The 25,451-nt window shown below is 71.4% G+C and carries 31 protein-coding genes; 16 read left to right on the forward strand and 15 right to left on the reverse strand.

Annotated elements, in window-relative coordinates:
• Window positions 1-62: 62 nt before the first annotated feature.
• Both AB4880_RS04375 and AB4880_RS04380 read right to left on the reverse strand, forming a co-directional pair.
• The gene (locus AB4880_RS04375; RefSeq protein WP_367917981.1) at window positions 63-353 is read right to left on the reverse strand and encodes a DUF4235 domain-containing protein; all 291 of its coding nucleotides are present in this window, start codon (window positions 351-353) and stop codon (window positions 63-65) included.
• A 10-nt stretch (window positions 354-363) separates the two neighbouring features.
• Window positions 364-867 carry a DUF3093 domain-containing protein gene (locus AB4880_RS04380; RefSeq protein WP_367917982.1) on the reverse strand — a complete coding sequence of 168 codons (504 nt, stop codon included), beginning with the start codon at window positions 865-867 and terminating at the stop codon, window positions 364-366.
• A gap of 60 nt (window positions 868-927) precedes the next feature.
• Here AB4880_RS04380 and dut point away from each other — a divergent pair, with 60 nt between their 5' ends.
• From dut to AB4880_RS04400, 4 genes are read left to right on the forward strand one after another with little or no spacing between them, the layout of a single operon-like run.
• Entirely contained in the window at window positions 928-1,395 is a 468-nt protein-coding gene (gene dut, locus AB4880_RS04385; RefSeq protein WP_367917983.1) for a dUTP diphosphatase, read from the forward strand.
• Between the two features lie 10 nt (window positions 1,396-1,405).
• Window positions 1,406-2,077: a DUF3710 domain-containing protein gene (locus AB4880_RS04390; RefSeq protein ID WP_367917984.1), complete on the forward strand. Its 672-nt coding sequence runs from the start codon at window positions 1,406-1,408 to the stop codon at window positions 2,075-2,077.
• A gap of 2 nt (window positions 2,078-2,079) precedes the next feature.
• Complete coding sequence (locus AB4880_RS04395; RefSeq protein ID WP_367917985.1) at window positions 2,080-2,439, forward strand: OB-fold nucleic acid binding domain-containing protein; 360 nt, start codon at window positions 2,080-2,082, stop codon at window positions 2,437-2,439.
• On the forward strand, window positions 2,436-3,179 hold the full coding sequence (locus AB4880_RS04400) for a DUF3159 domain-containing protein (protein WP_367917986.1): 744 nt from the start codon (window positions 2,436-2,438) through the stop codon (window positions 3,177-3,179). The genes AB4880_RS04395 and AB4880_RS04400 overlap by 4 nt, the downstream gene beginning before the upstream one ends.
• Window positions 3,180-3,216: 37 nt before the next feature.
• On the opposite strand, the gene AB4880_RS04405 is transcribed toward AB4880_RS04400, so the two are convergent.
• Together AB4880_RS04405 and AB4880_RS04410 are read right to left on the reverse strand one after the other, a co-directional pair.
• Window positions 3,217-3,885 carry a potassium channel family protein gene (locus AB4880_RS04405; protein WP_367917987.1) on the reverse strand — a complete coding sequence of 223 codons (669 nt, stop codon included), beginning with the start codon at window positions 3,883-3,885 and terminating at the stop codon, window positions 3,217-3,219.
• A gap of 11 nt (window positions 3,886-3,896) precedes the next feature.
• Window positions 3,897-4,547: a potassium channel family protein gene (locus AB4880_RS04410; RefSeq protein ID WP_379228672.1), complete on the reverse strand. Its 651-nt coding sequence runs from the start codon at window positions 4,545-4,547 to the stop codon at window positions 3,897-3,899.
• A gap of 116 nt (window positions 4,548-4,663) precedes the next feature.
• Here AB4880_RS04410 and AB4880_RS04415 point away from each other — a divergent pair, with 116 nt between their 5' ends.
• A complete protein-coding gene (locus AB4880_RS04415) occupies window positions 4,664-6,709 on the forward strand; it encodes an APC family permease (protein WP_367917989.1) in 2,046 nt (681 codons plus the stop codon).
• On the forward strand, window positions 6,706-7,836 hold the full coding sequence (locus AB4880_RS04420; protein WP_367917990.1) for a class I SAM-dependent RNA methyltransferase: 1,131 nt from the start codon (window positions 6,706-6,708) through the stop codon (window positions 7,834-7,836). The genes AB4880_RS04415 and AB4880_RS04420 overlap by 4 nt, the downstream gene beginning before the upstream one ends.
• A gap of 461 nt (window positions 7,837-8,297) precedes the next feature.
• Here the strand turns inward: AB4880_RS04420 and AB4880_RS04425 are convergent, their stop codons facing one another.
• The 3 genes from AB4880_RS04425 to AB4880_RS04435 form a co-directional block, all read right to left on the reverse strand.
• Entirely contained in the window at window positions 8,298-9,014 is a 717-nt protein-coding gene (locus AB4880_RS04425) for a DUF4232 domain-containing protein (protein ID WP_367917991.1), read from the reverse strand.
• A complete protein-coding gene (locus tag AB4880_RS04430) occupies window positions 9,007-9,489 on the reverse strand; it encodes an RNA polymerase sigma factor (protein WP_367917992.1) in 483 nt (160 codons plus the stop codon). Before AB4880_RS04430 ends, AB4880_RS04425 begins: the two co-directional genes overlap by 8 nt.
• 64 nt (window positions 9,490-9,553) lie before the next feature.
• Window positions 9,554-10,129 (reverse strand): dihydrofolate reductase family protein, encoded by a 576-nt coding sequence (locus AB4880_RS04435; RefSeq protein ID WP_367917993.1) that lies wholly within the window; start codon window positions 10,127-10,129, stop codon window positions 9,554-9,556.
• A gap of 104 nt (window positions 10,130-10,233) precedes the next feature.
• Between AB4880_RS04435 and AB4880_RS04440 the strand changes: the two genes are divergently transcribed.
• The 9 genes from AB4880_RS04440 to AB4880_RS04480 all read left to right on the forward strand — a co-directional run bounded on the left by AB4880_RS04440 (window position 10,234) and on the right by AB4880_RS04480 (window position 20,090).
• On the forward strand, window positions 10,234-10,929 hold the full coding sequence (locus AB4880_RS04440; RefSeq protein ID WP_367917994.1) for a hypothetical protein: 696 nt from the start codon (window positions 10,234-10,236) through the stop codon (window positions 10,927-10,929).
• The gene (locus tag AB4880_RS04445; RefSeq protein ID WP_367917995.1) at window positions 10,926-12,863 is read left to right on the forward strand and encodes a YhgE/Pip family protein; all 1,938 of its coding nucleotides are present in this window, start codon (window positions 10,926-10,928) and stop codon (window positions 12,861-12,863) included. Before AB4880_RS04440 ends, AB4880_RS04445 begins: the two co-directional genes overlap by 4 nt.
• Window positions 12,864-12,945: 82 nt before the next feature.
• Complete coding sequence (locus tag AB4880_RS04450; protein WP_367917996.1) at window positions 12,946-14,841, forward strand: ABC transporter ATP-binding protein; 1,896 nt, start codon at window positions 12,946-12,948, stop codon at window positions 14,839-14,841.
• Between the two features lie 192 nt (window positions 14,842-15,033).
• Window positions 15,034-17,868, forward strand: a complete 2,835-nt coding sequence (locus AB4880_RS04455) for an aconitate hydratase (RefSeq protein ID WP_367917997.1) — start codon at window positions 15,034-15,036, stop codon at window positions 17,866-17,868.
• A gap of 96 nt (window positions 17,869-17,964) precedes the next feature.
• Window positions 17,965-18,786: a nucleotidyltransferase domain-containing protein gene (locus AB4880_RS04460; protein ID WP_367917998.1), complete on the forward strand. Its 822-nt coding sequence runs from the start codon at window positions 17,965-17,967 to the stop codon at window positions 18,784-18,786.
• 81 nt (window positions 18,787-18,867) lie between these two features.
• Window positions 18,868-19,092, forward strand: coding sequence for a hypothetical protein (locus AB4880_RS04465; RefSeq protein ID WP_367917999.1), 225 nt, complete (start codon window positions 18,868-18,870; stop codon window positions 19,090-19,092).
• A 24-nt stretch (window positions 19,093-19,116) separates the two neighbouring features.
• The gene (locus tag AB4880_RS04470; protein WP_379228632.1) at window positions 19,117-19,317 is read left to right on the forward strand and encodes a thiamine-binding protein; all 201 of its coding nucleotides are present in this window, start codon (window positions 19,117-19,119) and stop codon (window positions 19,315-19,317) included.
• The gene (locus AB4880_RS04475; RefSeq protein WP_367918000.1) at window positions 19,317-19,622 is read left to right on the forward strand and encodes a thiamine-binding protein; all 306 of its coding nucleotides are present in this window, start codon (window positions 19,317-19,319) and stop codon (window positions 19,620-19,622) included. Before AB4880_RS04470 ends, AB4880_RS04475 begins: the two co-directional genes overlap by 1 nt.
• Window positions 19,623-19,682: 60 nt before the next feature.
• Window positions 19,683-20,090: a hypothetical protein gene (locus tag AB4880_RS04480; RefSeq protein WP_367918001.1), complete on the forward strand. Its 408-nt coding sequence runs from the start codon at window positions 19,683-19,685 to the stop codon at window positions 20,088-20,090.
• Here the strand turns inward: AB4880_RS04480 and AB4880_RS04485 are convergent.
• Both AB4880_RS04485 and AB4880_RS04490 read right to left on the reverse strand, forming a co-directional pair.
• Complete coding sequence (locus AB4880_RS04485) at window positions 20,087-21,010, reverse strand: restriction endonuclease (RefSeq protein WP_367918002.1); 924 nt, start codon at window positions 21,008-21,010, stop codon at window positions 20,087-20,089. The genes AB4880_RS04480 and AB4880_RS04485 overlap by 4 nt on opposite strands.
• Before the next feature lie 28 nt (window positions 21,011-21,038).
• Window positions 21,039-21,881: a hypothetical protein gene (locus AB4880_RS04490; protein WP_367918003.1), complete on the reverse strand. Its 843-nt coding sequence runs from the start codon at window positions 21,879-21,881 to the stop codon at window positions 21,039-21,041.
• Window positions 21,882-21,965: 84 nt separating this feature from the next.
• On the opposite strand from AB4880_RS04490, the gene AB4880_RS04495 reads away from it, so the two are divergent.
• Window positions 21,966-22,475 (forward strand): DUF4760 domain-containing protein, encoded by a 510-nt coding sequence (locus AB4880_RS04495; RefSeq protein WP_437440491.1) that lies wholly within the window; start codon window positions 21,966-21,968, stop codon window positions 22,473-22,475.
• Window positions 22,476-22,565: 90 nt separating this feature from the next.
• On the opposite strand, the gene AB4880_RS04500 is transcribed toward AB4880_RS04495, so the two are convergent.
• From AB4880_RS04500 to AB4880_RS04525, 6 genes are all read right to left on the reverse strand, one after another.
• Complete coding sequence (locus AB4880_RS04500; protein WP_367918005.1) at window positions 22,566-22,874, reverse strand: hypothetical protein; 309 nt, start codon at window positions 22,872-22,874, stop codon at window positions 22,566-22,568.
• Entirely contained in the window at window positions 22,871-23,221 is a 351-nt protein-coding gene (locus AB4880_RS04505) for a hypothetical protein (RefSeq protein WP_367918006.1), read from the reverse strand. The genes AB4880_RS04500 and AB4880_RS04505 overlap by 4 nt, the downstream gene beginning before the upstream one ends.
• Before the next feature lie 4 nt (window positions 23,222-23,225).
• Entirely contained in the window at window positions 23,226-23,513 is a 288-nt protein-coding gene (locus AB4880_RS04510; RefSeq protein WP_367918007.1) for a hypothetical protein, read from the reverse strand.
• A gap of 215 nt (window positions 23,514-23,728) precedes the next feature.
• Window positions 23,729-23,893: a hypothetical protein gene (locus AB4880_RS04515; protein ID WP_367918008.1), complete on the reverse strand. Its 165-nt coding sequence runs from the start codon at window positions 23,891-23,893 to the stop codon at window positions 23,729-23,731.
• Between the two features lie 77 nt (window positions 23,894-23,970).
• Window positions 23,971-24,948 (reverse strand): hypothetical protein, encoded by a 978-nt coding sequence (locus AB4880_RS04520; protein ID WP_367918009.1) that lies wholly within the window; start codon window positions 24,946-24,948, stop codon window positions 23,971-23,973.
• Window positions 24,945-25,313, reverse strand: a complete 369-nt coding sequence (locus AB4880_RS04525; protein ID WP_367918010.1) for a hypothetical protein — start codon at window positions 25,311-25,313, stop codon at window positions 24,945-24,947. The genes AB4880_RS04520 and AB4880_RS04525 overlap by 4 nt, the downstream gene beginning before the upstream one ends.
• Window positions 25,314-25,451: the final 138 nt, after the last annotated feature.

A 25,451-nucleotide genomic window follows, 5' to 3' on the forward strand; every position in this document is an offset into this window, starting at 1 on the left:
CCGTTTCCTCTGTCTGCCCGTTGCTGCCCGTTGCTGCCCGGCGGGCAGCCGGGGTCGCTCCGTCAGGCGTCGCCCTTGCGCAGCCCGGGCGGCAGCTGGCCCGTCGACTTGAGGTAGTAGCCCGCGGCCCGGCGCTGCGCCAGCATCTTCGCGAGCGCGACCAGGGTGCCGCTCGCCGCGGCCCACGCGACCGCCTCCCAGACGTCGACGTCGGGGTCGGCGGGGTTGGCCGGGGGCTGCTTGCCGGTGGCGGCCCGCCAGCCGGTGTCGAGGCCCTTCTTGGCCACGGCCGCCGCGCCGAGCGCGGCCACCAGGGAGAACGCCGACCAGACCTTGGAGCTGTCGTTTGCCATGAGGCCGAGCCTATCGGCCCGGCTCCCGGGCCCCGCTGCCGACGGAGTGGTGGAGGTCGTTGATCGCGCCGGCCAGGGCCCGCGGGTGCCGCGAGCTCACCAGCCAGTACGGCGCCGGATCGGCCGGGTCGACGATCTCGACCTTGACCGACCGCTTGAGGTAGGGCCGCAGCAGCAGGTAGGCCCGGGCGTCGGCCTCGGGGCCGGAGACCCGGCGGGTCTGCTCGGCGTCGAGGGCCTCCGCGGTGCCGACGTAGGTCGCCTCGATCCGGGCGCGGCCGGCGTGCAGCCAGCCGTCGGCGACGACGATCCGCGCGCCGCCGTACGAGCGGAGGGCGGCGGCGAGGCCGAGCACGGCCAGGCCGGTGACCGTCCACGCCAGCCACGGGGCCTTCTCGGCGAGCGCGACGATCAGGACCAGCCAGGTGGTGGCGACGAGCATGGTGCCCTGGGCCCACCAGCGCAGCGGGACGCGCAGGCGCTCCTGGTAGACGGTCCCCGCGCTCTCGCTCACGGAGAGATGATCCCATCCGTTGATCGGGCATCCGTCGCGAGGGGTGGTTAGGGTGCCCCCGTGCCCGACGATCTCGTGATCTCCGTCCAGCGGCTCGACCCCGAGCTGCCGATGCCCGCCTACGCCCACCCGGGCGACGCCGGCGCCGACCTCGTGGCCGGTGTCGACGTGACCCTCAAGCCGGGGGAGCGGGCGCTCATCCCGACCGGGATCGCGATCGCGCTGCCCGAGGGATACGTCGCGCTCATCCACCCGCGCTCGGGCCTGGCGGCCAAGCACGGGCTCTCGATCGTCAACACCCCCGGCACCGTCGACGCGGGCTACCGTGGCGAGATCAAGGTGCTGCTGATCAACCACGACCCGTTCGAGCCGATCAGCCTGCGGCGCGGCGACCGGATGGCGCAGCTCGTCGTCCAGCGCGTCGAGCGTGCGCGGTTCGTGGCGGTCGACGCCCTTCCTGACAGCGTTCGTGGCAGTGGCGGCTACGGTTCTACTGGAGGCTTCGCGACCGGAGGCCTCGGCCGATGAGGAGGACACAGTGAGGCTGCGGCGCAAGGCTGCCGACGCGGACGGGATCGAGGTCGACGAGACCACCGACGCCCCGGCCGCCGACGAGACCGGCGAGACCACCGACGCGACGGCCGACGGCGTCTTCGACGGTCCCTACGACGTCGACGACCTCCCCGACGACGGGGTGGCCCGGCTCGACCTCGGCTCGCTGCTGGTCGCGCCGCTGGCCGACCGTGAGTTGCGCGTGCAGGTCGACGAGCAGACGGGCGAGGTCCGCGCGGTGCTGCTGGCCACCGACGAGGGCGCCCTCGAGCTGCGCGCGTTCGCCGCGCCCCGCCACGGCGACCTCTGGAGCGAGATCCGGCCCCAGATCGCCGCCGACGCCGCCCGCCGCGGCGGCACCGCCACCGAGCGCGAGGGCCGCTTCGGCACCGAGCTCGTCTGCGAGGTGCGGATGACCCGCGCCGACGGCGCCACCGGCACCCAGATCTCCCGCGTCATCGGCGTCAACGGCCCCCGCTGGCTGCTGCGCGCCACCTTCCTCGGCGAGCCCGCCCGCGAGCCCGATGCGGCCGCGGAGTGGGAGGCCGCGATCGCCCAGGTCGTGGTCCGCCGCGGCGCCCACGCGATGCCGGTGGGCGAGCAGCTGCCGCTGACCCTGCCCGAAGGCGCCGAGCCCAAGGCCGTCAACGCGAGCTAGCCATGGGTACCAAGAGCCGGCTGCGGCGCACCATCAGCAAGTGGGCCAATCCCGACGAGGCCGAGGCGCGCGATCTGCGCAAGACCTTCAGTGGGAAGGGCGTCGTCAGCATCGACGAGGCCCCCGACCGCGAGAAGGTCACCCTGCGCGGCTCGCTGCGCACCGTCACGCTGCGCCCGCGCGGCGGCGTCCCCGCCCTCGAGGCCGAGCTGTACGACGGCACCGGCGTGGTCACCGTGATCTGGCTCGGCCGCCGGCGCATCGCCGGCATCGGCCCGGGCCGCTCGATCGAGGTCACCGGCCGGCTCGGCCGCACCGACGACTCCCGCATCCTCTACAACCCTCGCTACGAGCTGCTGTGAGCACCGAAGACCCCGCCGACGACATCACCCCTGCCGCCGCTCCCGCCCACGCCCATCTCGGCGTCGACACCGTGGAGGCGCTGGTGCGACGCCAGCTGGCGACCGCCCTCGGCGGCCGGCGCGGCATGGCCGAGGCGGCGGTCCCCGGCATCGTCTTCACCCTGCTGTGGCTGACGACCAAGGAGCTGCAGTGGGCCCTGGTCGCGAGCCTGGTGGTCGCCGGCGCCGCGCTGCTGCTGCGCGTCGTCCAGCGCGGCAGCACCCAGTTCGTGCTCAACGCGATCTTCGGCATCGGCATCGGCTGGGTGTTCGTGCGGTGGGCCGAGAGCTCCGGTGGCTCCGAGTCCGACCAGGCGCTGGCCTTCTTCCTGCCCGGCATCCTGATCAGCCTCGGCTACACCGTCGTCCTCGGCGCGTCCTGCCTGGCGGGCTGGCCGATGCTCGGCTTCATGCTCGGCAGCGTCACCGGCGACCCGACCGCCTGGCACGACGACCGGCAGATCGTCCGGCTCTGCAACCGGCTGACCTGGGTGATGCTGCTGCCCGGCGCCGTCGGCGTCCTGCTGCAGGGACCGGTCTGGCTGCTCGGCCACCAGGGCACGATGGACGCCGACCAGGCCGTCGTCCTCATCCTGATCCTGCGCACCGGCCTCGGCTGGGCGCTGCGGATCGCCTCGTGGTCGGGGATGATCTGGCTGCTGGCGCGCAACGCGACCCCGCTGGAGACACGTCCCGCGTAGCCGCCGGCGAGCGACGGCTGCGCGCTGCCCGTGAGGGTCAGGGGTGCGAGCCCGGCGCGAGCAGCCGCTCGAGCTCGTCCTCGGCCTCGGCCGGGACGACGAACAGCAGCTCGTCGCCCGACTCGACCGGCTGCTCCGGCGTCGGCGCGTAGACCTGGCTGTCGCGCAGGATGCTGACCAGCGCGCAGTTCTCGGGCAGGGGGATGAGCCCCGACTCCTTGCCGACGTACGGCGAGTCGGCGGGCAGCGTCATCTCGACCAGGTTGGCGTTGCCCTGGCGGAAGGTGAACAGCCGCACCAGGTCGCCGACCGTCACCGCCTCCTCGACCAGCGCGGACATGATCCGCGGGGTCGACACGTTGACGTCGACGCCCCAGGCCTCGGTGAACAGCCACTCGTTGTTGGGGTGGTTGACCCGGCCGACCGTGCGCGGGACGCCGAACTCGGTCTTGGCCAGCAGCGAGGTCACCAGGTTGGCCTTGTCGTCGCCGGTGGCGGCGATGACGACGTCGCACTTGTCGAGCCGCGCCTCCTCCAGGGACGACAGCTCGCACGAGTCGGCGAGCAGCCACTCGGCGTCCGGGACCCGCTCGGGGCGGATCGACGCGGGGGACTTGTCGATGAGGAGCACCTCGTGCCCGTTCTCGATGAGCTCACGGGCGATGGAGCGCCCGACGGCGCCTGCTCCGGCGATTGCGACGCGCATCGTCGTCCTCCTCAGCCCTCGTGCTCGGGACCGCGCCCGAGCACCTCGTACGCCTGGTCGGCGTGTTCCTCACGGGTGACCAGGTGGAGCATGTCGCCCTCCTGGATGACGCTCTCGCGGTCGGGCAGCATGCCCTCGCCGAGCCGGTCGATCCACGCCACCCGGCAGCGCGCCTGCTCCTGCAGCTGGCCGACCCGGGCGCCCACCCACACCTCGGGGGTGGGGATGTGGTCGACCCGGATGGTGCCGGAGGGGTCGCGGAAGTCGGGCTCGGCGCCGGCCGGCAGGATCCGCCGCAGCACCTGGTCGGCGGTCCAGCGCACGGTCGCGACCGTGGTGATGCCGAGCCGCTGGTAGACCTCGGCGCGGCCCGGGTCGTAGATCCGGGCGACGACCTGCTGGATCCCGAAGGTCTCGCGGGCCACGCGCGCGGCGATGATGTTGGAGTTGTCACCGCTCGAGACGGCGGCGAAGGCGTCGGCGCGGCGGATGCCGGCCTTCTCCAGGACCTCCTGGTCGAAGCCCATGCCGGGGATCTTGTCACCGTTGAAGCCCGGACCGAGCCGCCGGAAGGCGTCCGGCTCGGTGTCGATGATCGACACGGTGTGGTTGCGGTCCTCGAGACTCCGCGCGAGCGTCGAGCCGACGCGGCCGCAGCCCATGATCACGACATGCACGTGAGAACGCTATAGCAGTCGCGCCCCGAACGGTCACCCGAGTGAACCCACGACCGAGCGGACGCGGTGAAGCCGGGGGCGATGCCCTACCGTTGTCGCTCGTGGGTGTCGGTGACGTATCGAAGCGCATCCTGCTCGGGCGCAAGCTGCGCAGTGCACAGCTCGGGGAGACGCTGCTTCCCAAGCGGATCGCGCTGCCGGTGTTCGCCAGCGACGCGCTCTCGTCGGTGGCCTACGCCCCGGACGAGATCTTCATCATGCTGGCCATCGCGGGCGCGTCCCAGTACATCTGGTCGTGGAAGATCGGCATCGCCGTCGCCATCGTGATGACGGCCGTGATCATGTCCTACCGGCAGACGGTGCACGCCTATCCGTCGGGCGGCGGCGACTACGAGGTGGCCACCGTCAACCTCGGCCGTACGGCGGGCATCACCGTCGCCAGCGCGCTGCTCGTCGACTACGTCCTCACCGTCGCGGTGTCGATCTCGTCGGGCGCCAACTACGCATCGGCGGCGATACCGGCCTTCCAGGATCATGAGGCGCTCATCGCCGTGATCCTGGTGCTGGTGCTGATGGCGATGAACCTGCGCGGCATCCGCGAGTCGGGCACCTTCTTCGCGATCCCGACGTACCTCTTCATGTTCGCGATCCTCGGCATGTGCGCCTACGGCCTGCTCCAGGCGCTGGGCGGCTCGCTGCCCCAGGCCGAGAGCGCCGGGCTCGACATCACCCCGCGCCCCGGGTGGGAGGAGCCGCTGTCGACGTTCGGGCTGATCGTGCTGCTGGCGCGGGCGTTCTCGTCGGGCTGTGCGGCGCTGACCGGTGTCGAGGCGATCTCCAACGGCGTCCCCGCGTTCAAGCGGCCGAAGAGCAAGAACGCCGCGACCACGCTGCTCCTGCTCGGCCTGATCGCGGTGACCATGATGATCAGCGTCATCGTGCTCGCCAAGCAGATCGGGCTGCGCTACGTCGACCCGCACGAGCTGAGCCGGCTCACCATGAACGGCGCCCCGGTGCCGGCCGGCTACGACCAGCACGCGGTGATCGCCCAGATCGCCGAGGCGGTCTTCCACAACTTCAGCCCCGGCTTCTACTTCGTCGTGACGGTCACCGGCATCATCCTGGTGCTCGCCGCCAACACCGCCTTCAACGGCTTCCCGGTGCTCGGCTCGATCCTCGCCAAGGACGGCCTCGCGCCCCGCGCCCTCGGCGCCCGCGGCGACCGGCTCGCCTACAGCAACGGCATCGTCTTCCTCGCGCTGATGGCGATCATCCTGATCGTGGCCTTCGACGCCGAGACCACCAAGCTGATCCAGCTCTACATCGTCGGCGTCTTCGTCTCCTTCAACCTCAGCCAGCTCGGCATGATCCGGCACTGGACCCGGGCCCTGGAGACCGAGCGCGACTCGGCGGTGCGGCGCAAGATCTACCGCTCGCGGACGATCAACGCGATCGGCCTGTCGTTCACCGCGGTCGTGCTCGTCGTCGTCCTGCTGACGAAGTTCCTCGCCGGCGCGTGGATCACGGTCCTCGCGATGGGCTTCTTCTTCGCGGTGATGAAGGGCATCAAGGGCCACTACGACAACGTGGAGCGCGAGCTCGCCGCCGACGAGACCGACAAGGCGCTGCCGACCCGCGTCCACGCGATCGTGCTCGTCTCCAAGCTCCACAAGCCGACGCTGCGCGCGCTGGCGTTCGCCAAGGCGACCCGGCCCAACTCGCTCGAGGGCGTCTACGTGTCGGTCGACGAGAAGGAGACCGCGCGGCTGCTGGAGGAGTGGGACGACCGCAACACCGGCATCCCGCTCAAGGTGCTGCACTCGCCGTACCGCGAGGTGGTCAAGCCGATCGTCGAGTACGCCACGGCGATCCGGCGGGCCAACCCGCGCGGCGTCGTCGCCGTCTACATCCCCGAGTACGTCGTGGGCCGCTGGTGGGAGCAGTTCCTGCACAACCAGACCGCCCTGCGGCTCAAGGGCCGACTGCTGTTCACGCCCGGCGTGATGGTGACGTCGGTGCCCTACCAGCTGCGGTCGTCGGGGATCGCGCTCGAGCGCGAGGAGCGCGAGGAGCACCGGGTGCGGCCCGGCGACCTGCGCCGCGGCCGGGTCGCCCAGGACCGCGACCGCCAGGTCCCGCGCTCGTGAGGCGCCACACCCGCACCCGCAAGCCGCGCGGCGCGTCCGTGGTCGGACGCCGGTTCGAGGTCGAGGTCGGACCGGTCGCGCACGGCGGCCACTTCGTCGCCCGCGCCGACGACCGCGTGATCTTCGTGCGCCACGCGCTGCCCGGCGAGAAGGTCCTCGTCGAGCTCACCGAGGGCACCGAGGGCGACAAGTTCTGGCGCGGTGACGCGATCGAGATCCTCACCGCCTCCCCGGACCGGGTGGCCGCCCCGTGCCGGTACGCCGGCCCCGGGCTCTGCGGCGGCTGCGACTTCCAGCATGTCGCACTCGACGCGCAGCGCGACCTCAAGGCCGCGGTCGTCGCCGAGCAGCTGCGCCGGGTCGCCAAGCTCGACGTCGACGTCACCGTCGAGGCCGTGCCGGGCGACGTCGACGGGCTGCGTTGGCGCACCCGCCAGCGGTACGTCGAGCTGCGGGGCGGGGGCCGCGGGATGCGCAAGCACCGCTCCCACGACGTGCTGCCCGTCGACGAGTGCCTGCTCGAGGCGCCCACCGGGCCGTCGTACGAGGTGCGGGGGCGGGGCTTCGAGGTCGCCGACGGCGGCTTCTGGCAGGTCCACCCCGGCGCCCCGGAGACCCTGGTCGAGGCCGTCCTCGAGGCGCTGGAGCCGCAGCCGGGGGAGTCGGCCATCGACCTCTACGCCGGCGTCGGCCTCTTCAGCCGCTTCCTCGCCGACGCGGTGGGGCCGGGTGGCCGGGTGGCCGCCGTCGAAGGCGACCCCGAGGCCTCCCGGCTGTCCGAGCGCAACGTCCCCGGCGTGCTGGCGCGTGCCGGCGACGTCGCCGCCGTCCTGGCCGGCGGGCTCCCGCCGGAGTGGGACACCGCCGACCTCGTCGTCCTCGACCCGCCGCGGGTGGGCGCCAAGCGCGCCGTCGTCGAAGAGATCGTCCGCCGCCGTCCCCGCGCGATCGCCTACGTCGCCTGCGACCCCGCCGCGCTCGCCCGGGACGTCGCCATCTTCGGCGAGCATGGCTATCGGCTGCGGACGCTGCGGGCCTTCGACCTGTTCCCGATGACCCATCACGTGGAGTGTGTCGCGCTGCTCGAGACCGGCGGTGCTGAGCTGCGGCGGGGCGATTCCGGCTGAGAGCGCCGGCGTAACACGCATCCGGGGGTGCGGTTCGGGGCGGGCCCGACGGGCCGTCCTGGTGCAGTACGGCGGTGCCCGGCCGCATTTGTAACTCGGTGTTCGGGTATCCACCATGGCGTTCGGGCATCTACCACCGTGTTCGGCATCTACCGCAGCGTTCGGGCATCCGCCACGGTGTCGTTACCGGTCATGACCCCCTGGTGGATGCATGGACACCGAGTTACATGCGCGGTGGAGATCGTCGCGGTGCCGTGCGGCGACGCGCGGGCGCGCTTGTAACTCGGTGTTCGGGTATCCACCACGGTGTTCGGGCATCCACCGCCGCGCTCGGGCATCTACCACCGTGTTCGGCATCTACCTCAGCGTTCGGGCATCCACCACGGTGTCGTTACCGGTCATGACCCCGTGGTGGATGCATGGACACCGAGTTACATGCGCGGTCGGGTGTCCGGCGCTGCTCACTGCCTCGTGACCGAGGTGACCCACGGCGGGCTGCCCTGCTCGCCGGGCGAGCACGAGCTCTGGCCGAAGCCGGGCACGGTCAGGATCTGGCCGCCGGGGAGGGTGATCCGGATCTGGTCGTTGTCGACGTTGCCGCAGTAGTGGCTCACGGCCCACCCGATCGACACGTCTGCGGTGGCGCCGGGCGCCATCCGGATCCGGCTCGGCGGGAACGCCGTGTTGTGGGTGCCGGTCAGGCCGAGGTCGGTGCCGTGCTGGAGCAGGGCGACGTCGGGGTAGCCCTCGATCGTGCACGGCTCCGCGCCGGCGGCCAGGGTGAGCGGGACGATGATGACCGCGGTCCCGGCGGCGCCTTCGGTCTGCGGCGCTCCGGCGACCAGGTCGTCGGGTCCGCAGGCGACCGGGCCGGTGGGGCTCGGCGGCGGGCCGGTCGGAGGCGTCGGGGGCGGAGTGGGGGTCGGCGTGGGCGTCGGCTGGGTGGCGACCGGCGGCTTCGGGCTCTGGTCGTCGCCCGAGCGCAGGACGACGGACGCGCCGGCGATCGCCGCGACGGCGGCCGCCGCGGCCGCCGCCGCCACGGGCACCGTCCAGCGCCGGGGGCCGCGCTGGGGCGGCGCGACGTGCCGGACCGCCTCGGTGGCCGGCGGGAGACCCTCGCGCCAGCGCCGGCCGGCGTCGCTCAGCCGCTGGTGCAGGTCGTCGTGGTCAGACATGGTCGTCTCCGATCAGGGTCCGCAGCGTGCCGCGGGCCTGGTGCAGGGTGGCCCGGACCGTGCCGGGCGCGCAGTCCATGACCTCGGCGACGGTCGTCACGTCGAGGCCGACGAAGTAGTAGAGGTCGACCGCCTCGCGCTGGCGCGCCGGCAGCCGCCGGATCGCGCGCTCGAGGTCGAGGTCGGCGCGGGCGTCCTCGGCGGCCGGGTCGCCCACGGCGGCGAGGTCGAGGACGACCCGCCGCCGCGTGCGATGGCGCCGGGAGCGGTCGCGGACGATCGCGAGCAGCCAGGGGAGCGGGGCGCCCCGGGCCGCGTCGTACGTCGCGCGGCGCTGCCACGCCCGTACGAGCGCATCCTGGACGACGTCGTCGGCGTCGGCAGGACCGACCTGCCGCGCGGCGTACCGGTGCAGCGTGGTCAGGTGCGGTCGCACCCAGGCATCGAAGCCGTCGGGGGTGGGTCCCGTCGTCATCGTCCCTCCGGGCAAGAGTGCATTCACACCATCCTTACGCCCGGGGCCACCCGCCCCGCTTAGCTCATCGCACCACTTCGTAGCAGAGCTTCTGCACCCCGTTCGCGTACGACGCGCTCTCGACCAGCGCCAGCTTCTGCCGGTCCTTGTCGGTCTCGCTCCACATCCGCTTGCCCGCGCCGAGGACCCACGGGAACACGAGCAGGTGGTAGCGGTCGATCAGGCCCGCGTCGGCCAGCCCGCGGGCGAGGCTCGCCGAGCCGTGGATCGAGATCGGGCCGCCGTCGGTCTCCTTGAGCGCGGCGATGTCGTCGATCGAGCGCAGGATCGTGATGTCGCCCCAGTCGTCGACCAGGTCGTCCTCCTTCAGCGTGGTCGAGACGACGTACTTGGGCATCGCGTTGTACTTCGGGAACTCCGCGGTCATCGTCGGCCACACCGGCGCGAACGCCTCGTAGCTGACCCGGCCGAGCAGCAGCGCGCTCGCCTCCTCCTGCTCGCGGCCCTTGAGCTCGTAGACGTCCTCGAGGAAGTCGATGCCCTGGAAGGTCCACCCGCCGTTGCGGTAGCCGTCCTCCGGGCCGGGGCCCTGGACGACGCCGTCCACGGAGACGAAGGCGGTGTAGATCAGGGTGCGCATGGTGACCTCCTGGGTCGGTTGGGGGCGCTGACATCCTCTCCACGAACAGGTCACAGTCACTACGACAGGCGCCCCCGGAAGTTTTTTCGGCAGACTAAGCGGCCATGACGACACCGGAGCCCCAGCCGGACCCGATCCCGACGCCTCCGCCCCCGCCGCCGCGGCTCCAGCTGATGGCCGGCACCGTCGACGGGCTGCTCGCGCCGACGACGGTCGAGCTGATCCCGGGCGAGGTCGTCGTCGCCGTCGGTCGGCCGGGACACGGCAATGTCGCGCTGGCGCTCGCGCTCGCGGGGCGGCTCGAGCTGACCGCCGGCAGCGTGCGGCTGGGCGGCGACCCGGCGCCGGCGCTGCGGCAGCGGGCGGTCGTCCTGGTCGACGTGCCGGGCGTGACCGAGCCGGACGACGCCGTACCGTTCCGGGTGATCGTGGGCGAGGAGCTCGCCATGGCCGGGCGGCCGGCCGGGCCCGGCGCGACGTCCGCCTGGCTGCGCGAGCACGGCCTGGAGACCAGCCCCGCCGTCCACACCGAGGACGTCGCGCCGATCGACCGGCTGCGCGCGCTCGCCGAGCTGGGGGCCGACCGCCCGGGCGCGGAGTTCCTCGTCATCGTCTCGCCCGACCGCCACGGCCTGCACCGCCGGGAGTGGTGGCCGGTCGCGCACGCCGCGGCCGAGCGCGGGCTCGGCGTCCTGGTCACCGTCAGCGAGGCGGTCGACCTGGCCGGCCATGCCGCCCGGCTCGCCGCGATCGGCGGCGCCCACCCCAGTGACGACACGAGCGAGGAGTCCTTCGCATGACCGCCCTGCGCATCGCCTGGACCGAGCTGTCCCGGCTGCTGAGCATCCGGATGGGCCGGATCACGGTGCTCGCCCTGGTCACGGTGCCGACGATCTACGCCGGCCTCTACCTCTACGCCAACCATGACCCGTACGCCGCGCTCAACCGGGTGCCGACCGCGCTCGTCGTCGAGGACACCGGCGCGACCGGGCTCGACGGGACGCCGATGAAGGCCGGCCGCGAGGTCGCCGACCAGCTGCTGGAGTCGAACGACTTCGGCTGGCACGAGGTCGACCGGAAGACCGCCCAGGCGGGTGTCGACGACGGTACCTTCGACTTCGCCTTGATCATCCCGCGTGACTTCTCCGCGGCGCTGACCAGTGCGTCGGGCACCGATCCCGAGCAGGCGAAGCTGAAGATGCTCACCAACGACGCCAACTCCTACCTGTCGACGACGATCGCCAACACCGTGGCGACCAAGGTCCGCGACGCGATCTCCGAGCGGGTCTCGAAGGAGGCGGTCGCCGCCTTCCTGGTCGGCATCGCCGACGTCCGTACGGGGCTGCAGCAGGGCGCCGACGGCGCCGGCAAGCTGTACGACGGCCTCACGGAGGCCCGGGGCGGGGCTCGTCAGCTCGCCGACGGCAGCGGCCGCCTCGCGGGCGGCGCCGACGACCTGCACCAGGGCGCGATCCAGCTCCGCGACGGGCTGACCACGCTCTCCACCCGGACGGCGAGCCTGCCGGCCCAGGCGCGCCGCCTCGCCGACGGCGCGCGGCAGGTCGCGGCGGGCGACCGCAAGGTCGCCGACGCCGGCAACCGGATCGCCGGGGCGGTCCACACCGCCCGCACCGCCTACGACGGCGGCCGGACCGACATCGCTGCCCGGCTCGCCCAGCTCGGCCTCGACCAGGCGCAGCAGGACTCCGTGCTGCGCATCTACGACCGGGTGGGCAAGCGGGTCCACGAGACCGACGCCAAGGCCGGCGCGGTCCGCAGCCAGCTCAACCAGCTCGCCCGCGGCGCCGGTCAGGTCGCCGACGGCGCCGACCAGCTCGCCCGCTCCGCGCCGGCGCTGGTCGACGGGATCAACCAGGCCCGCAACGGCTCGCGCAAGCTGGCCACCGGCGCCGGCACGCTCGCCGAGGGCGCGGGCACGCTCCACACCGGCGCGGTCCAGCTCCGCAGCGGGCTCGAGCAGCTGACCAAGGGCGCCGGCCAGCTCCGGTCCGGGCTCGAGGACGGCGTGACGAAGGTGCCCGAGACCACCGAGCGGTCGCGGGCGCGGATCGCCGAGACGGTGGCCAGCCCGATCGACGTACGGGCGGCCAACAAGGCGCAGGCCCGCAACTACGGCGCCGGCCTGGCGCCCTTCTTCCTGGCGCTTGCCGCGTGGATCGGCGGCTACGTCCTCTTCCTGCTGGTCCGCCCGCTGTCGTCGCGCGCGCTCGCGGCCGACCAGCATCCGCTGCGGATCGCGGTCGGCGGCTGGCTGCCGCCGGCCCTCATCGGCGTCACCCAGATGACGCTGGCCTTCGCCGTCGTCGCGCTGGTGCTCGACGTCGGGGTGGTCGAGGGGGTGCGGACCTGGCTGTTCATGATCCTGATCTCGGCGACCTTCGTCGCGATCGTGCACCTGATGAACGCGCTGCTCGGCACGCCCGGCCAGTTCCTGGCGCTGGTGCTGATGGTCCTCCAGCTGGTCACCGCGGGCGGCACCTTCCCGTGGCAGACGATCCCGCAGCCCCTGCACTGGCTGCACGACGTGCTACCGATGAGCTATGCCGTCGACGGCCTCCGCCAGCTGATGTACGGCGGCGACCCGGCCCGGGCGATGAGCGCGGTGCTGGTGCTGGCGGCCTATCTGGTGGGCGCCCTGGTGCTCACCAGCGTGGTCGCGCGGCGCCAGAAGGTCTGGACGCCGAGCCGGGTGAAGCCCACCGTCGTCCTCTAGGACCGCCGGGGGAGGCCCTGTTCTCCACAGGCGAACAGAACGAGTTGTCCTCAAGTCGGCTTGAGGTTCTAACGTCACTCCCATGAGCATGGAGTCCATCGCCTGGAGTCAGGTGTACCGCGGGATGCACGGCCCCGACGAGGAGCGTGCGTTCAGCGGAGCGACCGCGCGGCGCATCCTCGCGTTCGCCCGGCCGCACCGGCGCAAGCTGATCGGCTTCGTCGTCCTGAGCGTGGTCAGCGCCGGTCTCGCCGTGGCGACGCCGGTGCTGGCCGGCAAGGTCGTCAACGCGATCGTCGCCGGCGACAGCCGCAGTGTCGTCGTGAGCCTGGCGCTGGCGATCGCCGGCCTGGCGGTGGCCGACGCGGGCTTCGGGCTGATCGGCCGGTGGCTGTCGGCGAGCATCGGCGAGGGGCTGATCCTCGACCTGCGCACGGCGGTCTTCGACCATGTGCAGCGGATGCCGATCGCCTTCTTCAGCCGCACCCGCACGGGCGCCCTGGTCAGCCGGCTCAACAACGACGTGATCGGCGCGCAGCGCGCGTTCAGCCAGACTCTGTCCGGTGTCGTGGCCAATGTCGTGACGCTGGTCCTGACGTTGATCGTCATGCTCGGCATCTCGTGGCAGGTGACGCTGCTGGCGCTGGTGCTGCTGCCGGTCTTCGTGATGCCGGCGCGCCGGATGGGCCGCCGTCTGGCCGGCATCCAGCGCGAGGCGGCCGACCACAACGCCGCGATGGGCAACCAGATGACCGAGCGCTTCTCGGCGCCCGGCGCGACCCTGGTCAAGCTGTTCGGCCGCCCGGCGCAGGAGTCGGCCGAGTTCGCCGCGCGGGCCGCGCGGGTCGCGCAGATCGGCGTCCGTACGGCGATGGTGCAGACCACCTTCGTCACGGCGCTGACGCTGGTGTCGGCGCTGGCCATCGCCGTCGTCTACGGCGTGGGCGGGGCGCTCGCCCTGTCCGGCACGCTCAACGCCGGTGATGTCGTCGCCCTGTCGCTGCTGCTCACCCGGCTCTACGCGCCGCTGACCGCCCTCGCGAGCGCGCGGGTCGAGGTGATGAGCGCGCTGGTCAGCTTCGAGCGGGTCTTCGAGGTGCTCGACCTGGTGCCGCTGATCCAGGACCGGCCCGGCGCCGCCAACCAGGTCCCCGAGGGGCCGGTCGCGGTCGAGCTCGACGACGTGCGCTTCGCCTACCCGGCCGCCGACAAGGTCTCGCTGGCCTCGCTCGAGGCGGTCGCCACGCTCGACACGCGCGGCGGCGAGGAGGTCCTGCACGGGATCTCGCTGCGCGCCGAGCCGGGTCAGGTCGTCGCCCTGGTCGGGTCCTCGGGCGCCGGCAAGTCGACCATCGCGCAGCTCGTCTCGCGGCTCTACGACGTCGACGCGGGCGCCGTACGGCTGGCGGGGATCGACGTCCGCGACCTCACCGCCGACGCGATCCGCGCGACGGTCGGCATGGTCACCCAGGACGGTCACCTCTTCCACGACTCGATCCGCGGCAACCTGCTGCTCGCCCGCCCCGACGCCGAGGAGCAGGAGCTGTGGGATGCGCTCGAGCGGGCGCGGCTCGGCAGCCTCGTGCGCACGCTGCCCGACGGCCTCGACACGGTGGTGGGGGAGCGCGGCTACCGGCTCTCCGGCGGCGAGCGGCAGCGGCTGACCATCGCCCGGCTGCTCATGAAGCAGCCGCGGGTGGTCATCCTCGACGAGGCGACGGCGTCGCTCGACTCGACGTCCGAGGCGGCGGTCCAGGCCGCTCTGGGCGAGGCGCTGGCCGGGCGCACCGCGCTGGTGATCGCCCACCGGCTCTCGACCATCCGCGCGGCCGACCTGATCGCCGTCGTCGAGGAGGGCCGCATCGTCGAGCAGGGAACGCACGCCGAGCTGCTGCTCGCGGGCGGCCGCTACGAGGAGCTCTACCGGACTCAGTTCGCCGAGGATGATGGAAATCTGACTCGATCCCGTGTATCTTGACGTCAAGAGATATCGGATCCCCGAGCTCTGCAGAACTTAGGTCTGCCTCACTATCCCCGTCGCGCAGCGCGGCGGCAGGATGCAGAGGACAGGCCTAGCCACGAGCTAGCGACAACACAGCGACAACACAGCGACAACCAGCGACAACACAGCGACGACATCGGACGAAGTTCGACGAGGACGGAGACGCGGATGGCCAGCAAGAACAGCTTCGGTGCCAAGAGCACCCTGGACGTGAACGGGAAGGCCTACGAGATCTTCCGCCTCGACGCGGTCAAGGGCGAGGGTCTCGACGTCGAGAGCCTGCCCTTCTCGCTCAAGGTGCTCCTCGAGAACCTGCTCCGCACCGAGGATGGCGCGGACATCACCGCCGAGGACATCAAGGCCCTCGCCGGCTGGGACGAGACCGCCCAGCCCGACAAGGAGATCCAGTTCACGCCGGCGCGCGTGATCATGCAGGACTTCACCGGCGTCCCCTGTGTCGTCGACCTGGCCACCATGCGCGAGGCGATGGCCGACCTGGGCGGCGACGCCACCAAGATCAACCCGCTCGCGCCGGCCGAGATGGTCATCGACCACTCCGTCATGGCTGACGTCTTCGGCTCGCCGGAGGCCTTCCAGCGCAACGTCGAGATCGAGTACGAGCGCAACCGCGAGCGCTACCAGTTCCTGCGCTGGGGCCAGGGCGCCTTCGACGACTTCAAGGTCGTGCCGCCGGGCACCGGCATCGTCCACCAGGTCAACATCGAGCACCTGGCACGCACCGTCTTCACCCGTCCAAGTGAGGGAGCCGACGGCGCTGAGGTGATTCAGGCCTATCCCGACACCTGCGTCGGCACCGACTCGCACACCACCATGGTCAACGGCATCGGCGTCGTCGGCTGGGGCGTCGGCGGCATCGAGGCCGAGGCCGCGATGCTCGGCCAGCCGGTCTCCATGCTCATCCCGCGCGTCGTCGGCTTCAAGCTGTCCGGCTCGCTGCCCGAGGGCTCCACCGCCACCGACCTGGTGCTCACCATCACCGAGATGGTCCGCAAGCACGGCGTCGTCGGCAAGTTCGTCGAGTTCTACGGCCCGGGTGTCGCGGCGCTGCCGCTGGCCAACCGCGCCACCATCGGCAACATGTCGCCGGAGTTCGGCTCCACGATCGCGGTCTTCCCGATCGACGAGGAGACCACCACCTACCTGCGCCTGACCGGCCGCTCGGAGGAGCAGATCGCGCTCGTCGAGCAGTACGCCAAGCAGCAGGGCCTGTGGCTCGACCCGGAGGCCGAGCCGCGCTACTCGGAGAAGCTCGAGCTCGACCTGGCGACCGTCGTCCCGTCGATCGCCGGCCCGAAGCGCCCGCAGGACCGTGTCCTCGTGTCCGAGGCCAAGGAGGCCTTCCGCGGCGCGCTCGTCGACTACGCCGGTGCGCCCCAGGACGCGCAGGGCTACGACGAGGCCGTCGAGGAGTCCTTCCCGGCGTCCGACGCCCCGTCGCACGACCCCCACCAGGCCAACGGCGCCCCGGCCCCGAGCAACCACCTCTCCGCGGCGCCCGCCGACGGCGGCCGCGCGTCGTCGCCGGTCGAGGTCACCCTCGAGGACGGCACCACCTTCACGCTCGACCACGGTGCGGTGACGATCGCCTCGATCACCTCCTGCACCAACACGTCCAACCCGTCGGTCATGATCGGCGCGGCGCTGCTCGCCAAGAAGGCCGTCGAGAAGGGCCTGACCCGCAAGCCGTGGGTCAAGACCACCCTCGCCCCCGGCTCGCAGGTCGTCAGCGACTACTACGACAAGGCCGGCCTCACGCCGTACCTCGACAAGCTGGGCTTCAACCTGGTCGGCTACGGCTGCGTCACCTGCATCGGCAACTCGGGCCCGCTCATCCCCGAGGTCTCCGCGGCGGTCAACGAGAACGACCTCGCCGTCGTCTCGGTGCTCTCCGGCAACCGGAACTTCGAGGGCCGGATCAGCCCCGACATCAAGATGAACTACCTGGCCTCCCCGCCGCTGGTCGTCGCCTACGCGCTGGCCGGCTCGATGGACGTCGACCTGTTCAACGACGCGCTGGGCAAGGACGCCGACGGCAACGACGTCTTCCTCAAGGACATCTGGCCCTCGCCGGCCGAGGTCGAGGAGACCATCGCCAGCGCGATCAACTCCGACATGTTCGCCGAGTCGTACGCCGACGTCTTCAAGGGCGACGAGCGCTGGCGCTCGCTGCCCACCCCGGAGGGCAACACCTTCACGTGGGACGAGTCGTCGACCTACGTCCGCAAGGCGCCCTACTTCGACGGCATGCCCGACCAGCCCAACCCGGTCACCGACATCGACGGCGCCCGCGTCCTGCTCAAGCTCGGCGACTCGGTCACCACCGACCACATCTCGCCGGCCGGCTCGATCAAGGCCGACTCGCCCGCGGGCAAGTACCTCACCGAGAACGGCGTCGCGCCGCGCGACTTCAACTCCTACGGCTCGCGCCGCGGCAACCACGAGGTCATGATCCGCGGCACGTTCGCCAACATCCGCCTGCGCAACCAGATCGCGCCCGGCACCGAGGGCGGCTTCACCCGCGACTTCACCGTCGCCGACGGTCCGGTCACGACCGTCTACGACGCCTCCGTCAACTACCAGGCCGCGGGCATCCCGCTCGTCGTCCTGGCGGGCAAGGAGTACGGCTCGGGCTCGTCGCGCGACTGGGCCGCCAAGGGCACGTCGCTGCTGGGCGTGAAGGCCGTCATCGCCGAGTCGTACGAGCGCATCCACCGCTCCAACCTGATCGGCATGGGCGTCATCCCGCTGCAGTTCCCGGCCGGCGAGAACGCCGAGTCGCTGGGCCTGACCGGCGAGGAGACCTTCTCGATCTCGGGCATCACCGAGCTCAACGAGGGCACCACGCCGTCGACGGTCAAGGTCACCACCGACTCGGGTGTCTCGTTCGACGCGGTCGTCCGCATCGACACCCCCGGTGAGGCCAACTACTACCGCAACGGCGGCATCATGCAGTACGTGCTGCGCAACCTGCTGCGCGGCTGATCCGCTCCGCTCGAACGGCCCGTCCCTCCGCGTGAGGGGCGGGCCGTTCGGCATCTCGGGTGCGGGCCGGACGCGTTCCGGTCTACGGTTCGGCGCATGCGCGTCGTCCCCGAGAGTTTCGACCCCGCCATGGTGGCGGCGATCGACGGGCGCCTGGCCGCGGTCGCGTCGTCGTACGGCGTGCGGGTGCCGTGGGCGATCGAGAGCGGCAGCCGGGCGTGGGGCTTCGCCTCGCCCGACAGCGACTACGACTGCCGGTTCTTCTTCGTCCGTCCGCGCGAGTCCTATCTGGCCCTGTGGCCGGCGCGGGACGTGATCGAGACGCCGCTCGAGGGTCTGCTCGACGTCAACGGCTGGGACGTCGCCAAGGCGGTGCGCCTTGCCACCGCCGGCAACGCCACCGTGGGCGAGTGGCTGCGCTCGCCCTGGGTCTACACGGGCTCGTCGGCCTTCCGTGACGACCTGCTCGACCTGGTCGGGCAGGTGGTCGACCCCGGACGGCTGCGGCGGCACTACCTGCACGTGGGGCGCGCGCAGTGGGCGGGCGCGGTCGCCTCCGGTGATGCTGACCAGCTGATGGTGCGGCTCAAGCGGGTGTTCTATGCGGTCCGGCCCGCGGTGACGCTGCGCTGGCTCGACGAGCACGACGGCGTCCCGCCGATGAACCTCGACGAGCTGATCGCGCAGGCAGACGTGCCGGCCGCCGTACGGGACGAGGTGGAGGAGTTGCGGCTGCTGAAGTCGCGCACCCGCGAGCTCGGCGTCGCCCCGGTCCCGCGCGCGATCGCCGCCTGGGTCGAGGCGGTCTTCGCCGCCGAGCCGGACCACCCGTCCGCGCCGTCCCCGGCGCTGCGGGCCGCGGCCGAGGCGGGCTTCCGTGCGCTGGTCGAGCGCTGGGCGCCGGACGCGCCGTGCTGAGCGCCGGTGGTGGGCCCGGCTGAGCGAGGCTTGCCCGATTCTCGGGATGCCGGCCGCAGGCGGCTCTCCTAGGGTCTGGACATGTCCACCGATCAGCTCGACGCGCTGGCACACGAGGTGATCCAGCGGGTCCAGATCTGTGCCTATGCCGCGGTCGCGACGCGCGACCGGGCAGAGGCGAAGCGGGTCCTGGCGGAGGGGATAAAGGAGCTCCGAGACATCGAGGGCGAGCTGGCCGACGCCGAGATCCGGGCGAGCCTCGACTGGACGATCGCGCAGATGGAGCGGGCCGAGGCCGAGCTCTAGGCGGCAGATTGCTAGGTTCGGTGGATGCTCGTCGCCTTCAGTGTTGCGCCGTCCGCCACCGCCGAGGACGGCTCCGTCGCGGAGGCCGTCGCCGCTGCCGTGGCGGTCGTCCGCGAGTCCGGTCTCCCGTTCGAGCTCACCTCGATGTTCACGACGATCGAGGGGGAGTGGTTACAACGTGACAAGGCTCAAGGTTCGTTCGCACGCGCTAGGAAGGTGATCTGATGCTCGTAGCATTTTCCGTTGCGCCCAGCGGGACTGGCCGCGAAGACGGGTCGGTCACTGAGGCAGTAGCGGCCGCGGTGAAGGTTGTCCGCGAGTCCGGTCTCCCGAACCGAACCGACGCAATGTTTACGACGATCGAAGGCGAATGGGACGCCTGTTTCGACGTCGTCAAGCGAGCGACCGAGGCGGTCGCTCCGTACGGGTCGCGAGTCTCCCTCGTGCTCAAGGCCGACATTCGGCCCGGACACGACGGCGAACTCGACGGCAAGGTCGCACGGGTCGAGGAAGCGCTTCGCGACGGCTGAGCGGGATGAGGCACCGCTCGGCGTGCAAGACCGTCGGCGGGCCGTCGATAGGGTCGCGGCATGGCGAGCAAGAAGGATCAGGTCGCGGAGGTTGTCGAGGGGCTCGGACTCGGGCTCGCGGCTCTCGGAGTCAGGCGCGTGTCCTCGTGGAAACTCGATATCGAGTTCTCGTTCTCGCACGCGTGGCGGGAATGGGCGCACGCTGACGAGTACCCCTCGATCGGCCGCGCGGTGAAGCCCGATAACGAGTTCTGGATCGGCGTGACGAACTCGGAGCGCCGGAAGTGGCCCGTCGTTGCATGGCGCTCGGACGGAGCCGACTACGTGATCGACCTCCGCGATCGGACGCCGGGCGAAGCCGCCGAGTCGCTCAGCGACCGGCCGCTCGACCAGTGGATCGCTCTGGCGACGCCGTACCGAGAGCGGCTCGACGAGATGATCGCCCGCCGCGCCGCCGAAGGGAACTAGTTCACGACGGCGGACGCCGGAAGGTGACACGAGCCAGTCTCGTTCGCGTGCCGCTTCTTCGCCTTCAAGAGGTCGTCGAGCCGGATGCGACTGTCGAGCACGAGGAAGAGGTCGCCGCCGTCGACTGCGAGGAACGGCGTCTTCTCGGAGTAGGCGCTGAGCGCCGGGCCAGAGAAGCCGTTCACGGCGATGATGAGGCCGAGGGCGTTCTTGCCCTTCCGGCGCACCTTCGCGGCGAAGGCGTCGGCGGTCTCGCGGCTCACGGTCTCCTTGATCCACTTCGCCTCGACGATGTAGTCGTCCGTGTCGAACGTCAGCGAGCCGTCGATCTGTTCGAGGTCGGTCGAGTAGCCGAGGCGCGGCTCCATGTCGAAGGTCTTGAAGAGGTCGGCGAGGAACTTCTCGAAGTCGTAGCCCCGTTGGCGAGCGTCGGTCGCCGCGCTGAGGGTCAGGAAGCGTTCCTTCAGGTCGGCGAGATCGTCCTCGAACTGCCGGAGCGCGACGGCGTGCGCCTTGTGGGACTCGCGTTCAGCGGCGAGGCGCTCTTGCTCGGCGACCCGGTCGGCGAAGCGTTCGGTCATCGCCTTCATGTGCGCGACCGCGTCGCGCGCCTCGGAGAGCCGAAGGGACCGGTCGGGCTCTTCGAGTCTCTCGATATCTGGGAAGCGGTCGACGGCGGCGACCTCCAACATGAGGCGGATCGTCACATCCTGAAGTCGCTCCTCCTGGGCGATAAGACGGCCGACGAGGTCGTCGGCGACCTCGCGCTTCGTCGAGCCGTCGAAGTCCAGCCCGGCCAGGAGTTCGGGGTGATCGCGAAGAGCCGTCCGGAGGAACGTCTGGAACGGCCGCTTGAACCACGTCATCACGGCGAGCGAGTCGCGTAGGGCCTGGTAAGCCTCTGTGCTCAGTCGCTTCACGAAGGCGATCTTACGAAGCGCGGACGTCTTACGCGTCCGAGTCGACGGGTGCCTTCCGCATCTCGAAGGCACGAGTGGAGGATTCGGCGAGCGCGACGACGTAACGGGCCATGTTGGCGGTGTTCGCCAGCGAAGCGGTCATCCGGACGGTGAAGACCGTCCCGTCAGCGGAGAGGTCGACCTGTTCGCGTTCAGCCCAGGCGAGGCTGGCCCACTGGTCGCCGTGGGTGAGACCGCTCAGGAGCCGCCAGACAACGGACGCGGTATTGGCGTCGGTCCCCGTTCCCTCCGCCGCCTCGGGAACGATCGCGCGGAACCCGGCACGCTTCTTGCAGGCCGCGAGGTCCACACTAGGGCGGTTGGCGATCAGACCCGACACGCGCTCCACCCGCCGCTCGTAAGTGGTTGGCTCGTGGCCCATAAGTCGTGCGACGTCGTCACCGTGGGCCGCGTCCTGAAGAACAAGGCGGAAGCGGCGGGTGAGTCGCTCGTCTGCATCCTCGGGGGCCAGGAGCCACAGGGCCACCGAGGCGTTTTCGAGTGCGGCCCTGAGGAGCGGGTACGCCGCGAACGGGTGCGTGCTGACGTCGAAGTGGTCGCCCTCTCCGCTGACCGTCAGGCGACGGAACGCCTGAAGGTTGTCGACGGCGTGGGCGATGCCGTGCCACGCGGTGTGTGAGACCTGGAAAGGGTCGGCCGCCGCGTCGTCTCCGGCGAGCGGACTCTCGGCCGAAACGGTGGAAGCGCCTTGCCCGTTCGCGTACTCGGCCAGCGCGTCAATACGGGGGGCGAGTTGCAGAGCCAGGAAACGGGCGGCCTCGTCCTCGGCGTCCTTCGGGGAGAGCCGCGAGACGGATGCACTGTCGGTCACCTTCGGATGATCGCAGGTGCGGATCGAGCACGTCGTCGGCGACGCGGCGCTAGGGACGGAACTAGTGTGCCCAGCGTGGACCTGATGTTCCTCGCGGCCAAGGCGCCGACGGACGGCAACTCAACGGTTCGCGACGTGCTGACGGTGCTCGCTCTGTTCGTCTCGGGCGGGGCGCTCTTCCTCGGCGTCGTGAACTTCCGGCGTGCTCGCCGACTGGACAAGCGAGATCTCTTCCTGCGGATGCACGAGACGCTCTTGGAGCCGGGCGTCGTGGCGGGCCGTCGTGCGCTCTACGAGATCCGCGAGCCGAAGCACGCGGAAGCCCTCGTCTACCACGAGGACACCCTCACTCAGGTCTACCGAGCGCTCGCGATGTTCGACGTTCTCGCTCTCTACGTCGACAACGGATGGATCGACGAGGCAACCGTCCTCGACGAGTGGGGCAACTCCCTAACTCGCTCGATCGAGCCCGCCAAGTTCTTCATCGAAGCCCGCTACAAGACGACCCAATGGCATTCGTGGCCGCACTACCGGGCGCTCGCTGAGAAGGCTCGCCAGCGCGCGCCGAAGGAGCAATCCACGACGGACACGTGACCGCTCGACAGAGCCGGACGAAACGACGAGAGCCCCGCCTCCGCTGAGGAAGTCAGCAGAAGCGGGGCTCTTGTGTGTCAGCAGAACGCGTCAGCTGTGAACGACCAGCCTCGACGAGCGCCGCGTCGGCGGCGCTGATCCCGCGCTGATTCGGTAGTGGTTCAGCGTGTTTCGGGTGGTCGTCTGGATCGCCAACGCCCCAGCCTCGCGCCACTCGTCGAGGATCACCTTCGCCGCGCCGGGATGGTGACCGTGCGCGAGGAGCATCCGTTCGACGGCGACCCGCTCGACGCCCGGCCCATGCCGCTCGGCGATGTAGTCGAAGACGAGGCGCTTCACCTCTGGGAGCGCGGCCGTGACGTGCGGGCCTTGCAGGGTGATCGGATCGGGGTCGGTCACGATGGGTTCTCCTTCGGGGTGTCGGGGGTGCAGAGGTGCCGGACGTCGTCGGGGATGACTGACCACTCCGGCCAGACCTCGTCGGCGTTCTCGGCCTGGACGACGTCGAGCCAGCCGAGCGCGACGCCGAGGACGTCGGACGCGTGGCGGGACCATGCGGCGTCGGCGACGAGATAGGCGGCGTGAGCGGCCTTCAAGCGGGCCGACTCGCGGGCGTACCACTCGCCGGTCGTGAGCGGGCCTGACGTATCGAACTGCTCGCGCTCGAAGTCGAAGCGCGGCGGCGGGCCGACGACGCCGGAGCCTGCACGGCGACGGCGCTTCACGGTCCGGCGAGCGGCAGGCATCGCGTCAGTCCTCGTCGGCCAGGACGGGGAAGCGAGCCAGCGCCGCCGAGAGCGCCGAGGCGCGGAGACGCTCTTCGACGACGAGCGGCGAGACGCGAGCGCCGCCCTGCCGGACCTCGACGAGCGGAGCGTCGGCAAGCGCTGTGCGGATCGTGTCGAGCATCCGCATCGCGACGGCGATCTCGTCGAGGGCCTCGACGTCGGCCGGGCCGAGCGAGTCGAGGTCGTACTCCTCGGCGACGCGGGCTCGGAAGCGGTCAGCCCTTGTCGGGCTCGGGGTTGTGGTGCTCATGGGTCCTCCTTGGTGAGGGGTAGAGAGCGGCGTTCGACCTCGATAGTTCGGACACGGTGCGTTCAGCCGTGAACACAAGTGCTCAATGCCGGGAGTGGGCGGACGGGGTGGGGGGAGGGTTGGGTGCCCAGGGGTGCCTGCCTCGGCCGAGGCGCTCGACGACGACCAGCGCGGGAGCGCCGAGCGAACGTCAAGCGACCTCGACTGAGCCAGCCTCAGACCTCCGACCAGCCGGGGCCGAAGGCGTTCCGGATACCGAGGCGAGCACGCTCGGCGAGAGCGCGGGCGTCGGCCTCGTCGGCGCGGGCCAGCGCGTCGAGGATCTCCTCGTCGGAAGCGTCGAGCGGCGTGTAGAGGATGCGTCCTCGGGCATCGCGCATGACGCCGTGCTGAGCGGCGAGGTTGCCGAGGGCGTCGAAGTCAGGGACCGGGGGCTCCTGTTGAACAGGGGGCGGGGTCACAGGACGAGCCCCGCTCGCGCGGCCTCGTCCTCGACGAAGGACGGCCCCGACGGCGTCACGGTGCCGCCGAGCGCACGCCGAGCGCGAGCCTCGAAGTCCTCGACCGTCAGGCACCGACGGAACACGACGCCGGGCGTCGAGTGCAGGATCGCGGCCGGGACGCCCTGAGCGGCCAGAGGGCGACCGGCCGGGAGCGAGGTCGCCGAGACGGTCCAGACGTTGACGTCCGGGACGCCGGGACGGACACCCTTCAGGGCACGCCGCACGGCCTCAGGGTCGGCGTCGGCAGGGTCGGCGTAGAGGAGGTGCTCAGCGCCCGGCAGGTCGGTCTCCGGCAGGAGCGCCGAGGTCGTCAGCGCTACCCGGAGGGTCTGGAACGGGGTCGCCGCGCGACGGAGCAGGAACACGCGGGCAACGAGGTCGAGATCGTCGGCGCGGGGCTCGGCCAGGGCTGACGCCGGGACGTCCCCGACCAGTCGGACAACGTCGGCGTACGCCGAGGCGAGGACCGGCGAGGCAAGGATCGCGTCCGCGATCTCGTCGGAGTGCTTGTAGAACGTTGCGAGGGCGCGCTCGACGGCGGCGGCGTGCAGGTCTGCGGTGATCTCGGCGCGAGCGACGTCGGCCGCGCGGGTCTTCGCGACAGTCTTCAGAGCGGCACTCATGTCCTCGGACTCGATGACAGTCCGGGCGAGCGCAGACGCCGGAGCGACGCGCGTCTCGACGGCGAGGAGGCGAGCATCCCGGACGCGGTCGCGGGCGGCGGCGAGCGGCTCCGGAACGGTGCCGCCGTACTGCTGAAGGACGCGAAGAGCGCCCGTGACGGGACGGAGGCGGGTCGTCGCGGACGCCAGAGTGGCGCGACGAGCGTCGGCGAGCACCTCGGGGCGGTCAGCGGTGCGGGCGTGAGCCTGCGCGGCGGACGTGACCTCGCGGAACTCCTGCCGGGCGGCGATGTGGTCGGGAACGGTCACGGGCGGGTCTCTCCTTCAGGGGCGGGGTTGAGCATCGCGAGCAACGCGGCGTCTGTGCCGGGCTCGGAGGACGCGGCCGAAGCCGGGTCGGCGGTCGGGGTTGCGGCTGCGCGAGCGGCCTCGATCGCGGCATCCGTCGAGGTCCAGTCGCGCTCGCCGGACGGCACCGGAGGAGCGCTCGCAGGGGCGGCCGTCTGTTCTTGGTGATCTCGCTCGGCGGGAGCCTCGAAGAGCGCGGAGAGGGCCTCGGAGCCAGCGGCAGAGCGGCTCTCTCGGGCGGTGATCGCGGCGTCAGCGGCGGCGCGCCGAGCGTGGAAGCGAGCGGCCTCGTCGGCGAGAGCGGCGAGCAGGTCAGCATGTTTCATGGGGCCTCCTTCGTGAGGGCGTGTAAACCGGGCTAGCCGTCGGGCAGGAGCGCCGAAGCGGAGCGGAGCGCGTCGAGGGTCATCGCGAGGATCGCGTCCTCTCGATCGGCGCGGCTCTCGCGGGAGAGCCGGGCTCTA

It is taken from the genome of Nocardioides ginsengisoli, from assembly GCF_039537225.1.
GTDB lineage: Bacteria > Actinomycetota > Actinomycetes > Propionibacteriales > Nocardioidaceae > Nocardioides > Nocardioides ginsengisoli.

Bases quoted from the DNA above. Each gene is read 5' to 3' on its own strand.
- AB4880_RS04405 (WP_367917987.1), bottom strand. From the start codon at position 3,885: ATGCGCGTCGCAATCGCCGGAGCAGGCGCCGTCGGGCGCTCCATCGCC.
- AB4880_RS04430 (WP_367917992.1), bottom strand. From the start codon at position 9,489: ATGACGACGGGACCCACCCCCGACGGCTTCGATGCCTGGGTGCGACCG.
- AB4880_RS04425 (WP_367917991.1), bottom strand. From the start codon at position 9,014: ATGTCTGACCACGACGACCTGCACCAGCGGCTGAGCGACGCCGGCCGG.
- AB4880_RS04450 (WP_367917996.1), top strand. From the start codon at position 12,946: ATGAGCATGGAGTCCATCGCCTGGAGTCAGGTGTACCGCGGGATGCAC.
- AB4880_RS04510 (WP_367918007.1), bottom strand. From the start codon at position 23,513: ATGAGCACCACAACCCCGAGCCCGACAAGGGCTGACCGCTTCCGAGCC.
- AB4880_RS04375 (WP_367917981.1), bottom strand. From the start codon at position 353: ATGGCAAACGACAGCTCCAAGGTCTGGTCGGCGTTCTCCCTGGTGGCC.
- AB4880_RS04475 (WP_367918000.1), top strand. From the start codon at position 19,317: ATGCTCGTAGCATTTTCCGTTGCGCCCAGCGGGACTGGCCGCGAAGAC.
- AB4880_RS04410 (WP_379228672.1), bottom strand. From the start codon at position 4,547: ATGGGCTGCGGCCGCGTCGGCTCGACGCTCGCGCGGAGTCTCGAGGAC.
- AB4880_RS04455 (WP_367917997.1), top strand. From the start codon at position 15,034: ATGGCCAGCAAGAACAGCTTCGGTGCCAAGAGCACCCTGGACGTGAAC.
- AB4880_RS04440 (WP_367917994.1), top strand. From the start codon at position 10,234: ATGACGACACCGGAGCCCCAGCCGGACCCGATCCCGACGCCTCCGCCC.
- AB4880_RS04435 (WP_367917993.1), bottom strand. From the start codon at position 10,129: ATGCGCACCCTGATCTACACCGCCTTCGTCTCCGTGGACGGCGTCGTC.
- AB4880_RS04465 (WP_367917999.1), top strand. From the start codon at position 18,868: ATGTCCACCGATCAGCTCGACGCGCTGGCACACGAGGTGATCCAGCGG.
- AB4880_RS04525 (WP_367918010.1), bottom strand. From the start codon at position 25,313: ATGAAACATGCTGACCTGCTCGCCGCTCTCGCCGACGAGGCCGCTCGC.
- AB4880_RS04515 (WP_367918008.1), bottom strand. From the start codon at position 23,893: ATGCGCGATGCCCGAGGACGCATCCTCTACACGCCGCTCGACGCTTCC.
- AB4880_RS04445 (WP_367917995.1), top strand. From the start codon at position 10,926: ATGACCGCCCTGCGCATCGCCTGGACCGAGCTGTCCCGGCTGCTGAGC.
- AB4880_RS04395 (WP_367917985.1), top strand. From the start codon at position 2,080: ATGGGTACCAAGAGCCGGCTGCGGCGCACCATCAGCAAGTGGGCCAAT.
- AB4880_RS04470 (WP_379228632.1), top strand. From the start codon at position 19,117: ATGCTCGTCGCCTTCAGTGTTGCGCCGTCCGCCACCGCCGAGGACGGC.
- AB4880_RS04505 (WP_367918006.1), bottom strand. From the start codon at position 23,221: ATGCCTGCCGCTCGCCGGACCGTGAAGCGCCGTCGCCGTGCAGGCTCC.
- AB4880_RS04460 (WP_367917998.1), top strand. From the start codon at position 17,965: ATGCGCGTCGTCCCCGAGAGTTTCGACCCCGCCATGGTGGCGGCGATC.
- AB4880_RS04480 (WP_367918001.1), top strand. From the start codon at position 19,683: ATGGCGAGCAAGAAGGATCAGGTCGCGGAGGTTGTCGAGGGGCTCGGA.
- AB4880_RS04495 (WP_437440491.1), top strand. From the start codon at position 21,966: ATGTTCCTCGCGGCCAAGGCGCCGACGGACGGCAACTCAACGGTTCGC.